This is a genomic window from Mucilaginibacter sp., assembly GCF_041660805.1.
In the GTDB taxonomy this organism is placed as follows: Bacteria; Bacteroidota; Bacteroidia; order Sphingobacteriales; family Sphingobacteriaceae; genus Mucilaginibacter.
Genome location: NZ_JBAZVP010000010.1, coordinates 137,086 through 149,837 on the forward strand (window position 1 = coordinate 137,086; position 12,752 = coordinate 149,837).

Consider the following 12,752-nt stretch of genomic DNA (forward strand, 5'->3'; position numbering starts at 1 on the left):
CGAAGCATTGCGGGCAAGGCCATTGCGCACGTCCTTCGACAAGCTCAGGATGACCCAAACAAACATATCCTGAATTTAATTCAGTATAGCTCCCGCAATGAGGCTAACTATATAGTTCTGGCTTAAACCGTTTTGCCAAATATCCTGTTGCTTTTTCAACGTCAATTTCGGCAACTACTACACCAGCTTCACCATAAGGCTGATGGGCAATACATTTCCCGTCAGGCGCTATAATGGAGCTTGTAGATTCCTGGTATTTCATCGCGTAACCCACGCTTGCAAAATAAATGGTGTTCTCCATTGCCCGCATCATCATCGCTTTTTCGTAATAGGGACTTTTGCTGTCGCCCCATTCGGTTATTGTTGTACCGTTTAAGTCGCTGCCCGTAAGGTGCGGGTGAAACACAACTTCGGCATCGTTACGTGCAGCCCACCTTACCGATTCGGGGTAACGGAACCCTTCATGACATATAGTGATGCCAAACTTTAAACCGTTTACTTCAAATAAACTGCGATTGGTACCAGCAACCCATATGTTATCCTCGGTAGGGTCAAGCTGGTTCTTGGTTTGGTAGCCCAATACTTCGCCTTCTTTTGATATTACCTGGGCTACGTTTAAAAATCTGTCGCCTTCATACCAGTCCATCGGTATAATTATAGCAATATTATTTGCCGCCGCTATCTCACATACCTTGGTTAATGCCGACTGCAACTCTTCGGGCGAAGCTTTTTCCACCTTATGGTCTGCAGCCGGATAGCCCGGGATGTATGATTCCGGGAAGCAAATTATTTCAGCCTGTTGTTCAATTGCATCCTTAACCAGCTTTTCTAACCAGTACAAGCAATCTTTGATAGATTTTGGAAATGGGGGCGAGGCTAATGCTATTTTCATATCAACTATAAACTCTTTAAATATTTAATGGTTACCGGTATTTGCGCGGCGTGGTCCGGGCTTTCATCTTCAATAAAATAATGCTTTATTCCTACCGCTTTAGCTGCCTTTAGTACTTCGGGCACATTGATTTGTCCGGTGCCTAAAGCTACATCATTTTTAATGGGGGTACCGCCGGTAAGATCATTGGCAACACCTTTGCGAATATCTTTCAGGTGCATCAGTTTCCAGCGTGATTTGTATTTGTATAACAGTTTAGCTGGGTCGGCACCACCATGAAAGGCCCAGAGCATATCCATCTCAAACGATACATATTGCGGGTTGGTGTTTTCTGCTATATAATCGAAAAGGGTACCGTTTTCATAAGGCCCAAATTCATAACCATGATTGTGGTAACAAAGGGTAATGCCGTTTTCTTTCAACACTTTGCCGGCGGCGTTAAAATCAGTAACGGCTTTTTTGGCATCATCAATAGTAAACGTTTTACCATGCGGGATCCAGGCCACCATTACATATTCCGACCCAAAAACTTTGGCAAGTCTTACAGCTCCCTGCGGGTTGCCTACTACCAAATTATAATCAAGCCCGATAGACGGCATTTTGATATTGCGCTCATCCAGTAATTTTTTAAACTCTTCCGGACTAATATTTTTTGGATTTGGCCCTTCCATTTCTGTAATGCCCAACGCCTTAATGGTATCAAGCGTAGCCACAACACTATTGGGGAAACTGGCGCGGTATGTATACGATTGCACACCTAATGGGTAGGTAAACAGCGGTTTGCCTTTTTGGGCAAAGCAGAAAGTTGATGCAATAAGAGTGAGTAAAACTAATGCGGATCTTTTCATAATGAAGCTTTGTATAGTGTAAAGTTAAAGTTTGAAATGGTGATTTTAGCACCTAAATAAAAAGTACTAATTAATGACAATCCGTTTAAGTACAATTTAAGATAATATCATACCTTTGCGGGCTCATAACAAATCATGAGCGATCAGATTAAACATGAATGCGGTGTGGCATTTATCCGCCTACTAAAGCCACTGTCATTTTACCAGCAAAAGTACGGCACTGCGCTGTACGGGTTAAACAAGCTTTACCTTTTAATGGAAAAACAGCACAATCGTGGCCAGGATGGCGCGGGGGTGGCTACCATTAAACTGGATATTGAACCGGGCAAACGCTACATTAGCAGGCACCGTTCAATGGCTTCAAACGCCGTTGCTGATATATTTGAATACATCCAGAAAAAATTTGCTGAGATCCAAAAGGAAACGCCTGAGAAAATGGCCGATGCCGAATGGCTTAAAGAACATGTTAGCTTTACCGGCGAAGTGTTGTTAGGCCACCTGAGGTACGGTACTCATGGCAAAAACAGTATTGAAAGCTGCCACCCTTTTCTTCGTCAAAACAACTGGATGACCCGTAACCTGGTTATTGCCGGTAACTTTAACATGACCAATGTTGATGAGTTACTGCAGCAGTTATATGACCTGGGCCAGCATCCAAAGGAAAAAGCCGATACTATTACTGTTCTTGAAAAAATGGGTCATTTTATTGATACCGAAAATCAGGGATTATTTGATCAGTATAAACGCGAAGGCCTTAACGATAACATGGAGATCAGTAAAATGATAGCCAATGATATGGATGTGGCTAAAATATTGCGCAAATCTGCCAAGAACTGGGATGGTGGTTACACCATTGCAGGGATATTGGGCCACGGTGATGCCTTTGTAATGCGCGACCCTGTTGGTATACGCCCGGCGTTTTATTATTATAACGACGAGATTGTAGTTGCCGCCTCTGAACGCCCTGCTATACAAACCGCCTTTAATATCCCTATTGAAGAGATTAAAGAAATTAAGCCCGGCCATGCGCTTATTGTTAAAAAGAACGGTAAGATCACTGAAGACATGTTTAGCGAACCATTGGAGAAAAAAGCATGCTCGTTTGAGCGTATCTATTTCTCTCGTGGCAGCGATGCTTCTATTTACCGCGAGCGTAAGCAATTAGGCAGGTTACTTTGTCCGCAGATATTAAATTCGATTAACAACGATATCAAAAATACGGTATTCTCTTATATCCCTAACACTGCCGAAGTTGCTTTTTATGGCATGGTAGAGGGAGTGCATAAGTATATTAAAAAATACCAGCGCGACAGGCTTCTGAACCGCGAGGATAAGATAAGTGAAGAGGAATTAACGGAAGTATTATCTCTTGCACCACGTGTAGAGAAAATAGCTATTAAAGATGTTAAGCTTCGTACTTTTATAACCCAGGATGCCGACCGCAGCGAAATGGTTGCCCACGTATATGATACTACTTACGGGTTGATCAATAAAGATGCCGATACACTGGTTGTGCTTGATGATTCAATTGTGCGTGGTACTACATTAAAACAAAGCATCCTGAAGATACTTGACAGGCTTGGCCCTAAAAAGGTAGTAGTGGTATCGTCAGCCCCGCAAATCCGTTATCCGGATTGCTATGGTATTGATATGTCACGTATGGGTGAGTTTGTTGCTTTTGAAGCAGCTATCAGCTTGCTGAAAGAGCAAGGCAAAGAGAATATTATTACTGAGGTTTACCAAAAATGTAAGGATAGCTCTAAACTGGCCAAGGAAGATGTTGTTAACTATGTAAAGGCTATTTATGCTCCATTTACAGATCAGGAAATATCTGACCGTATAGCTAAGATCATTACACCAAAAAATATTAAGGCTAAGGTTGAAGTGCTTTACCAAACATTAGACAATTTACACATTGCGTGCCCTGACCATACCGGCGACTGGTACTTTAGCGGCGACTACCCAACCCCCGGCGGTAACAAGGTTGTTAACCGTGCTTTTGTTAACTGGATGGAAGGTAAGAACCAAAGAGCCTATATGTAAGCGTTTAGGGATTAGAGAATGGTGATTAGAGATTAGTTGCCGGTTCCTTAAAATATAAAGAGCGATAGATTTTCTATCGCTCTTTTTTTGTGTTGATTTCTTGCGTTAGGGATAAAAGCGGATACCGGCCTGTGCCTAATGCCTGTGCAGTATGAGTGGATAGCCCGGCCGCAGGCAACGCCCAGGATACAACTTAACTACCTGCCGGTGCCGAAAAAATGAAATGGGTAACCAGCCTGTCTATTAATACCAATGAGGCTATGATGAGTGCTATACCTGCAACCTCGTTAAGGCGGTGTACTAATTTAGGGGATATACGGTCACGGAGTTTATTGGCATAAAATGCCTTAGTGGTATCAAGCCCAAACTGTACTATCAGTATGGTGATGAACATAGTGGCTATTTTAAGCGACCTGTTATGTACCCCCTGATGGTATACTGTACTGGCAGCACCAATAACAACCGTCCAATGGAAGAGGATGGTTGGGTTAAATATGCACATCACAAAGCCCTTAAAGAAATAACCTGCACGGTTTATTTTGTTAGGTATTACATTTTTATAATTAACATCGGCTTTTTTAAAGATGTAATAAACACCTATAGTGAATAATACAACGCTGCCAACCACGCCGGCAACAGTCTTATCGTTGGCGGATACGTCAAAATATTGCGACCCGAATAGGATGGCGCCCACAAAAACCATATCACTGCAAACCACGCCAAGTGCTAAAGCAACGCCCGCGTGGAAGCCTTTTTCAATGCTGGTTTTTATTAATGCGAAAAAAACCGGGCCGGTAATAAACGTAAGCACTAAACCAAACCCAATTCCCGAAATAATAGCTTCTATCATTAATTAAGGCTTATATCCCTTGTTTTTGTCCTGGTAAAAAATCAGGACACTAATATGCAACTTTTATATGTTAACTAACAAACTTTAAAATTGTGATTTATATTTTGAAAAATTTATGGCCATAATTATAAAAATTAATTTAAGTTTAGTGTTTTAAACACACCAATATTAATAACCTAATTAAGTAATGGAACAAAACAATACTAAAAGCTATGGTTCAGCACTGTATACACTGGCAACGGTGTTTTTCTTTTGGGGCTTTTTAGCTGCCTCTAACGGTATTTTTATACCTTTTTGCAAGGCACATTTTAGTTTAACACAATTTGAATCGCAATTAATTGACTTTACTTTTTACGGAGGGTACTTTATTGGGTCATTAGGACTATATTTTGCATCAGCAGTTTCCCGTGTCGATATCTTAAACAAGTTAGGTTACAAGAACGGTATTGTAATTGGTTTAGTAATATCAGCTATTGGTGCCTTAATAATGGTGCCTGCTATTAACTCAGGCTCATTTGCTTTTATATTGGCCACTTTCTTTGTAATAGCATTAGGTTTCTCTTTACAACAAACCGCTGCCAACCCGTTTGTGGTGGCATTAGGTACGCCTGAAACAGGCTCAAACCGCCTCAACTTTACCGGTGGTGTAAATAACTTTGGCAGTATTATGGGCCCGGTTGTGGTAAGTATCGTTTTGTTTGGTTCGGCCAGCAAACTGATAAAACCAGAGGATGTACAAATATCATCAGTAAATAATCTCTATTATATATTGGCAGGCTTGTTTCTGGCAGTGGCATTATTCTTTTGGATATCAAAACTGCCAAGCGTAACCAGCGACGAAAAAATAGAACCAAGCCACAAAGCGAACCTTCCATTAGGGATCATATTTATCGCTTTCCTTTTAATTTTGATTGCAGGGCCGGCAAGCATAGCTACAGGTATTCCGCAATCATACTATGTTTATGCATCGTTGATCATTATTCTTGCGTCGCTTATCGGTTCGGTATCGGCAGCAGGCAAAAGCAAGGCTGGTTGGGGCGCTATGCAGTACCCACAATTGGTTTACGGTATGATAGCCATATTTACCTACGTAGGTACCGAAGTTACCATACAAAGCAACATGGGGGCTTTATTGGAAACACAGGCTTTTGGCGGCTATAAAGCATCAGAAATTGCACCATTTATTTCCCTGTACTGGGGTAGTTTAATGATAGGCCGCTGGACGGGCGCTATCGGTGCTTTCAACTTATCAAAAACAACCAAGATACTTTTAACCGTAATTGTTCCTTTTGTAGCATTTGGCGTTGTATTGCTGGTTAACCATTTAAGTGGTACCAATGTAGGCAATCTGTACGTTTACGCGGTTTGTGTGGTTGTATTAATCATCGGTTTCCTTTATGGCCAGCAAAAACCTATCCGCACACTGGCGGTGTTTGGTATTTTAGGAGTGATATTTATGCTTATTGGTTTAATGACAACCGGTATGGTAGCCATATTCGCTTTTATTAGCGGTGGTTTATGCTGCTCAATTATGTGGCCGTCAATCTTCTCATTATCTGTTACCGGCTTAGGTAAATACACCAGCCAGGGATCGGCATTTTTAATTATGATGATCCTGGGTGGGTCTATCATTCCGCCGGTGCAGGGTATACTGGCTGATACCAGCGGTATCCACTTATCATACATTGTGCCTGTAATTGGCTTTGCTTATCTGGCATTCTTTGCCTGGAAAGCCGGTGCTATTTTGCGGAAACAAGGTATTGATATTGACCACGTAGAGGTATCAGGAGGACACTAATCTATATTTTAGTCATTGAGTCATTTACTTCGCTGTCATTAGTTCATTGAAGTTGTTTATGAATGACTCAATGGCCTAATGACTCAATGATAAAAAATGAAACCCAGTTTCGATAATATTTTCATGAATCTGGCAACCGACCTGGCCAAACGCTCACATTGCGTTAAGGCCCAGGTCGGTGCCGTTTTAGCTAAAGACACACGCATTATATCAATAGGTTATAATGGCCCGCCCGCGGGTACCCATAATTGCGATGAGGAGTGGCCTGAGATAGGTTGCGCCCGCGATTCAAAAGGAAGTTGTTCGCTTGCGCTGCACGCCGAGGAAAACGCCATATTATATGCGGTAAAGAATGGTGCTAATTTAGAAGGCGCTACTTTGTATACTACACTATCGCCATGTTTGCCATGTGCCCGGCTCATATTTTCTGCCGGGATAAAACATGTTTACTTTGATAAATCATATGCCCAGTACAAAGGTTTGGTGAGCGATGAAGGTGTAGATTTTTTGAACAGATTTGGCGTAAGCGCGGTAAAGGTGAGCGACGCTGTCTGAATCAGAATTTTCAGGATTTTACAATTAACAGAAGGATAAGTCTATTCTGAAAATCGCTTAATTCTGCAAATTCTGATTTTGATTACAAAAGCGGCTCTACTTTATCCAGCGCAAATTGCAACTGTTGCTCGGGGGTAAGATTGGTGTTATCCAGTATAATGGCATCATTGGCCCTTACCAGCGGGCTTTCGGTACGGGTGGTGTCTGCATAGTCGCGATGGGCTAAGTTCTCAAAAACCTCTTCTAATGTTATTTCCGGGTTTTTGGTGTGGATCTCTTTGTAACGGCGTTCGGCACGTACTTTTGGGTCGGCGGTCATGAAAAATTTTAAAGAGGCATCCGGGAAAACGGCTGTTCCTATATCGCGGCCATCCATCACAATATTTTTTGATTTACCCATACGCTGCTGCTGTTTCACCATTTCGCGGCGAACTTCGCGTAAGGCAGATACTTCACTTACCTTTTCAGAAACGGGCATCAGGCGTATCTCTTCAGATACTTCCTCGTCATTAAGGGTGATATGCGTTTCATAATCGCGCGAGTGGAAATTTAAGTGGATGTTTTTCAGGGCTTCCTCAATTTGCGCGTGATCGGTTGAGTCGATATTATTTCTCAAAAAATATAATGCAACCGCACGGTACATTGCACCACTATCAACATATATAAAATGTAGCTTTTTTGCTAAAGCCTTTGCCAGGGTACTTTTACCGCATGATGAATAGCCATCAATTGCTACCACTATATTTTTGCTCATCGGGGAACGAAGTTACGGTTTTTGGCGATTAGTTGATGATATGAATAGCCCATAGTACTTATTTTTGGTCGATAAAACCTTTCATTCAAATAACCTAATCCAAGATAATCAACTAAATTTGGCCATGAACTTTAATAAAGCCGACCTGCAAAAAGAAATTTCTTATAAAACATCACGCAGCGGCGGTAAGGGCGGGCAAAACGTTAACAAGGTATCTACCAAAGTAGAGCTGTTGTTCCCTATAAATGATTCGGAATTATTTACTGATGAAGAGAAGCTGTTACTAAACGAAAAATTGCAAAACCGCTTTAATAAAGATGGCTATGTACAGGTTATATGTGATGAGGAGCGCAGCCAGTATCTGAATAAAGAAATAGCGGTTGAGCGCCTTGTGGTATTACTTACCAACGCCCTGCATAAACCTAAAATAAGAAGACCCAGCAAGGTGAGCAAAGCGGCCAGGCTGGCCCGATTAGGTAATAAAAAAATGCAGGCAACTAAAAAAGATAACCGCAAACGGAACTTTGATATCAATTAAAACGGTACAATACAGTTAACGACCCCCACTGGTGGCTGTGTACCATCTGCTTAACATCTTTGGTATTAAATATAGCAGACAGGTCAAATATAAAACGGCCGCCGGCATAACTTGCGCCCAATTGATTGCTAAACATAACCGGTTTAATATCGCCGGTTACTTCTTGCGTTCCGGCTTCAGGGTGGTCCTTAAATAAACTTCCCTGCACGGTAGCATCATAAGCCACTACATTAATTTGAGGTTTGTAGTAAAAAAATAATTCGTGCTGGTGTAATAAATTTGCATTGCTGTTTTTGCTGGCGGTGCTTTGGGTACTTACCGATTGAAACAGCTGGTTAAAATTACCTAAGCGCAGCATTGGCCCAACACCCGCACCTGTAAACCCGTTGCCCAGGTTTGCATAGCTTGTTAAGCTAATATCGGCCCAGGCAGATCTTCCTAATAGCTTGTTGTACTCGGCACTCAGGTTAAGTTCTGCATCGTTCCTGATCTGGTATTGCCAGCTGTTGAGGTGATAAAAACCAAATGTATTGTGGATGAACTTTTGGATAGGGTAGCCACCGGCAGCAGGCCCTACAATCCCAATTTTAGCACTCAGTTTTAAATTACTTTCGTTTTTATACAGCAAATTTAATGATGAGCCAATATAAAGGTAGCCTGCAAAAGGCCTGTCGAGATATTCAATTGATGGTAAATAACCCGATTGCGCGTTGTATATTTTTTGCCCGATCTCAAAACCTAAAACCTTGTTGGCCAGGTTAGAATTCGCTTTGTTTACATCAAGTGCATGGCGGTAATAAATGAAAAAGCCGTTGGTATAATACCTGTCAGATCCCTGCCCCAGGAAAGAATCATTATCAGACTGAAAGCCGGCCTCGTTTCCGCGATTCTGTGCAAATGTGCTAAGGCCTGTAAAAAGGCATGCGGCTAATGCAATAAGTTTTAATTTCATGTAGGGCTCTTAATAAATAGGTTCGCTAAAATATAAAAAGCAGGGATATTTTCCCTGCTTTTTATACATGTAGTTTTATTTTAATTAATGCTGTAAATATGCATTAGGTACGTTCTTAGGCTTATAATCAATACCGTAAGCATGTTTAATAAGCAAAGACACGGTTTCGGATATGGTTTTTTCCTGCCGGTGCACTTGAGGTAAACGCCCCATCATTGCATAACTGATAGGGTTTACCGCCGGGATAAAGGTTTCCCATTCATAATTCTTGCCCCAGATAAGGCCTTTAACGGTCATGGTTAAATCTGCCGAATTTTGAATCAGGAAATTAAGCATTTCTGCAGACGCATTTCCATTCTGATTAACGGTATGAAAAACAGGAGTGTGGCCACCAAAGTCATATTCATCAATAGCGGCTTTAGCGTTTATATCGGCGCCATATTGTAACAATATTACTGCGCAGTCCAGACTGTTATATTCAGCACAAAAATGCATTAAGGTGCCGCCTGTTAAAGGAGTGTAAGCATTATTGTACAGCGAGTATGTTTTGAATATAGCTGCAGCATCGTCATTTAAAACTTCTTTAAGCCCTTTAGCATCATGAGCCAAAACCGATAGCAATGCCTTATCTTCAAATTTAAGGCCTGCGTTTATAAAAGCTCTTACGCAATCCTTAAACCTGTTGCTACGGTAATACATTTCAACCATGGTAGTAAAAAGCGGCACCCCATTATGAATTTCATTAGGGTTGCCGCCTTCTTTAAAATATTGTTGTATGCCTTCAACAGAGTGCACCTCAATGTCATAAAGCATTTGGCTAAAATCTGGCATAAATAACAGAATAAGATCGTGACCTATAATATTTTAGTCCGTTTAAAAAGGGAATCCCCATTTTTAAACGCCTGCTATTAATTTACTGCTAGGGTAACCTTCTCTTTTTCTTTAACCGTTAAATCTATCGCATCAGTTACTTTCTCATCCAATAGGGCCAGTGTAATAACTTCGCGCATATCAGTTACGTAATGGAACTGCAGATCTTTAATATAATCCTCTTTTATCTCCAAAATATCCTTTTGGTTTGATTTGCATAGAATTATCTCCTTGATATTAGCACGCTTAGCGGCCAGTATCTTTTCTTTTATACCGCCAACAGGTAACACACGGCCACGCAGGGTTATCTCACCCGTCATGGCTAAATGAGGTTTTATTTTACGCTGAGTGAATGCTGATACCAGCGCTGTTAGCATGGTAACACCTGCTGATGGGCCATCTTTAGGGGTAGCGCCTGCCGGTACGTGAACGTGCACATCCCATTGCTCAAACAGTTTTGGGTTAATATCAAAGAAACCGGCATGTGCCCTTAAGTAGGCCAGTGCAATAGTTACCGATTCCTTCATTACATCGCCCAGGCTGCCGGTTAAAGTAAGCTTACCATTACCCGGACTTAAACTGGCTTCGATGAATAATATATCGCCGCCAACCGATGTCCAGGCAAGGCCTGTTACCACGCCAGCCGTATCGTTATTTTCATACAGGTCTTTATCATAAAAAGGAGCGCCTAATATCTTCTCCACTTCTTTTTTGTTTACCTGCGGATTGTAGGGCTCTGCCATAGCTATATTTTTAGCTACACCACGGATAACAGAACCTATTCTTTTTTCCAGTGCCCTAACGCCTGATTCACGGGTATAATCTTCAATCAGTTTTTCCAGTATATCACCTTTTACTACCACATCTTTAGCCGTTAAGCCATGGGCCTCGCGTTGTTTGGGCAATAAGTGTTTTTTGGCTATTTCTATCTTTTCTTCAATGGTATAACCGTTCACCTCAATTATCTCCATACGATCAAGCAAAGCGGGCTGTATGCTGCTCAATGAATTGGCCGTGGCTATGAACATTACGTTAGACAGGTCAAAATCCATCTCTACGTAGTTATCATAAAAAGTGCTGTTCTGTTCAGGATCAAGCACCTCTAATAAGGCAGACGATGGGTCGCCCCTGAAATCAGTACTAACCTTATCTATCTCGTCCAATATAAATACCGGGTTAGCAGCGCCTGCCTTTTTTACCGATTGTATAATGCGGCCGGGCATTGCGCCAATATATGTTTTGCGGTGACCGCGAATTTCGGCTTCGTCACGCACGCCACCCAGGGCCATACGCACGTATTTACGGCCTAATGCTTTGGCAATTGATTTGCCTAAAGATGTTTTACCAACTCCCGGAGGGCCAACCAAACAAAGGATAGGGGCCTTCATGTTGTGCTTTAATTTAAGCACAGCCAGGTATTCTATAATGCGTTGTTTTACTTTATCAAGGCCAAAATGGTCTTTATCCAACACCTTTTGGGCACGTTTAAGATCGAAGTTGTCTTTAGTAAATTCATTCCATGGCAGGTCAAGCAATAGCTCCAGATAGTTGATCTGTATAGAATAATCTGCCGCGGCAGGATTGGTACGGGTCAGTTTCTCCAATTCTTTGGCAAAATGGCCTTTAACTTCCTTGTCCCACTTTTTCTTCATGGCACGCTTGCGCAGGTTCTCTATTTCCAGGTCGGGTGATGTTCCGCCCAGTTCTTCCTGAATGGTTTTTAGCTGCTGATTCAGGAAATAGTCCCGTTGCTGCTTATCCAGGTCAACCCTTACTTTGGTTTGTATCTGGTTCTTTAGCTCCAGCATTTGCAGGTCGAGCGTTAAATGCTCCAGTACAATGTTTATCCTGTCACGCAGGCTGGGGGTTTGCAACAGCACCTGTTTGGCAGCCATATCAGCATTCATATTTGACGATATGAAATTGATAAGGAACGATGTGCTTTCAATATTACGGATAGCAATCCCTGCCTCGCTCGGTATATTTGGCGATAGCTGTATAATATTCATGGCCATGTCCTTAACGGATGATACCATGGCCTTAAACTCTTTATCTTCTTTAGCTTTAACCTCTTTAAAAGGCTCTAAAGTAGCCTTTATGTATGGTTCACTTTGTACCTCGTCTTTTAAAATAAAACGCTTTTTACCTTGCAGTATCACCGTGGTGTTACCATCTGGCATTTGCAGCATTTTTATAATTAAAGCAATAGTACCTACCTTGTGTAATTGGGCAAAAGTGGGGTCTTCAATACTCACATCCTGCTGGGCAACAACGCCAATTAAGCGGCTGCCTTTATTGGCATCACGTATCAGCTTAATAGATTTATCCCTGCCAACAGTTATAGGAATTACCACTCCCGGAAACAGCACAGTGTTACGAAGCGGCAGTATTGGTAAAAATTCGGGTACCTCCTCATTGTTCATCTCCGCTTCATCTTCTGATGACATCAACGGGAAAAACTCAGAATCTTCATTAATAGAAGGCATTGTATTTTTAAAATCAAACGGATCGTAACTCATTAATCACTTGTTATGTATAATAATTAAACGTCATATTGTCAGCCATAGCGGGGCCCGGCTTAATCACATGGGTTAATTATTAATAGTTATATATTCAAATATACTGTTTCAAGAGCTATGCCAATATAAATTA

General features: G+C 41.6%; 11 protein-coding genes. 4 read left to right on the top strand and 7 right to left on the bottom strand.

All coding sequences use genetic code 11. The features are described 5' to 3' along the window. Window positions 1-103: 103 nt before the first annotated feature. Window positions 104-892 (bottom strand): carbon-nitrogen hydrolase family protein, encoded by a 789-nt coding sequence (locus WC743_RS14810; protein WP_373012976.1) that lies wholly within the window; start codon window positions 890-892, stop codon window positions 104-106. A 5-nt stretch (window positions 893-897) separates the two neighbouring features. Beyond that, a complete protein-coding gene (locus tag WC743_RS14815; protein ID WP_373012978.1) occupies window positions 898-1,740 on the bottom strand; it encodes a sugar phosphate isomerase/epimerase family protein in 843 nt (280 codons plus the stop codon). A gap of 135 nt (window positions 1,741-1,875) precedes the next feature. Between WC743_RS14815 and WC743_RS14820 the strand changes: the two genes are divergently transcribed. After that, a complete protein-coding gene (locus tag WC743_RS14820; RefSeq protein WP_373012980.1) occupies window positions 1,876-3,783 on the top strand; it encodes an amidophosphoribosyltransferase in 1,908 nt (635 codons plus the stop codon). A 193-nt stretch (window positions 3,784-3,976) separates the two neighbouring features. On the opposite strand, the gene WC743_RS14825 is transcribed toward WC743_RS14820, so the two are convergent. Beyond that, on the bottom strand, window positions 3,977-4,633 hold the full coding sequence (locus WC743_RS14825; RefSeq protein WP_373012982.1) for a LysE family translocator: 657 nt from the start codon (window positions 4,631-4,633) through the stop codon (window positions 3,977-3,979). Window positions 4,634-4,820: 187 nt separating this feature from the next. Here WC743_RS14825 and WC743_RS14830 point away from each other — a divergent pair, with 187 nt between their 5' ends. Together WC743_RS14830 and WC743_RS14835 are read left to right on the top strand one after the other, a co-directional pair. Next, complete coding sequence (locus tag WC743_RS14830; RefSeq protein ID WP_373012984.1) at window positions 4,821-6,431, top strand: MFS transporter; 1,611 nt, start codon at window positions 4,821-4,823, stop codon at window positions 6,429-6,431. Window positions 6,432-6,527: 96 nt separating this feature from the next. Beyond that, window positions 6,528-6,986: a cytidine/deoxycytidylate deaminase family protein gene (locus tag WC743_RS14835; RefSeq protein WP_373012985.1), complete on the top strand. Its 459-nt coding sequence runs from the start codon at window positions 6,528-6,530 to the stop codon at window positions 6,984-6,986. An 82-nt stretch (window positions 6,987-7,068) separates the two neighbouring features. Here WC743_RS14835 and cmk read toward each other — a convergent pair whose 3' ends face one another. Beyond that, a complete protein-coding gene (cmk, locus tag WC743_RS14840; RefSeq protein ID WP_373012987.1) occupies window positions 7,069-7,740 on the bottom strand; it encodes a (d)CMP kinase in 672 nt (223 codons plus the stop codon). Window positions 7,741-7,864: 124 nt separating this feature from the next. On the opposite strand from cmk, the gene arfB reads away from it, so the two are divergent. Next, on the top strand, window positions 7,865-8,278 hold the full coding sequence (gene arfB / locus WC743_RS14845) for an alternative ribosome rescue aminoacyl-tRNA hydrolase ArfB (protein ID WP_373012989.1): 414 nt from the start codon (window positions 7,865-7,867) through the stop codon (window positions 8,276-8,278). Here arfB and WC743_RS14850 read toward each other — a convergent pair. From WC743_RS14850 to lon, 3 genes are all read right to left on the bottom strand, one after another. Next, entirely contained in the window at window positions 8,271-9,230 is a 960-nt protein-coding gene (locus WC743_RS14850) for a lipid A deacylase LpxR family protein (RefSeq protein WP_373012990.1), read from the bottom strand. The genes arfB and WC743_RS14850 overlap by 8 nt on opposite strands. Window positions 9,231-9,314: 84 nt before the next feature. Then, window positions 9,315-10,061 (bottom strand): ankyrin repeat domain-containing protein, encoded by a 747-nt coding sequence (locus WC743_RS14855; RefSeq protein WP_373012992.1) that lies wholly within the window; start codon window positions 10,059-10,061, stop codon window positions 9,315-9,317. A gap of 77 nt (window positions 10,062-10,138) precedes the next feature. Next, window positions 10,139-12,619, bottom strand: coding sequence for an endopeptidase La (gene lon, locus WC743_RS14860; protein ID WP_373012994.1), 2,481 nt, complete (start codon window positions 12,617-12,619; stop codon window positions 10,139-10,141). Window positions 12,620-12,752: the final 133 nt, after the last annotated feature.

What these genes read in the sequence shown, in the direction of transcription:
- WC743_RS14810 (WP_373012976.1), bottom strand. Translation starts at nt 892, where the DNA reads ATGAAAATAGCATTAGCCTCGCCCCCATTTCCAAAATCTATCAAAGAT.
- WC743_RS14815 (WP_373012978.1), bottom strand. Translation starts at nt 1,740, where the DNA reads ATGAAAAGATCCGCATTAGTTTTACTCACTCTTATTGCATCAACTTTC.
- WC743_RS14820 (WP_373012980.1), top strand. Translation starts at nt 1,876, where the DNA reads ATGAGCGATCAGATTAAACATGAATGCGGTGTGGCATTTATCCGCCTA.
- WC743_RS14825 (WP_373012982.1), bottom strand. Translation starts at nt 4,633, where the DNA reads ATGATAGAAGCTATTATTTCGGGAATTGGGTTTGGTTTAGTGCTTACG.
- WC743_RS14830 (WP_373012984.1), top strand. Translation starts at nt 4,821, where the DNA reads ATGGAACAAAACAATACTAAAAGCTATGGTTCAGCACTGTATACACTG.
- WC743_RS14835 (WP_373012985.1), top strand. Translation starts at nt 6,528, where the DNA reads ATGAAACCCAGTTTCGATAATATTTTCATGAATCTGGCAACCGACCTG.
- cmk (WP_373012987.1), bottom strand. Translation starts at nt 7,740, where the DNA reads ATGAGCAAAAATATAGTGGTAGCAATTGATGGCTATTCATCATGCGGT.
- arfB (WP_373012989.1), top strand. Translation starts at nt 7,865, where the DNA reads ATGAACTTTAATAAAGCCGACCTGCAAAAAGAAATTTCTTATAAAACA.
- WC743_RS14850 (WP_373012990.1), bottom strand. Translation starts at nt 9,230, where the DNA reads ATGAAATTAAAACTTATTGCATTAGCCGCATGCCTTTTTACAGGCCTT.
- WC743_RS14855 (WP_373012992.1), bottom strand. Translation starts at nt 10,061, where the DNA reads ATGCCAGATTTTAGCCAAATGCTTTATGACATTGAGGTGCACTCTGTT.
- lon (WP_373012994.1), bottom strand. Translation starts at nt 12,619, where the DNA reads ATGAGTTACGATCCGTTTGATTTTAAAAATACAATGCCTTCTATTAAT.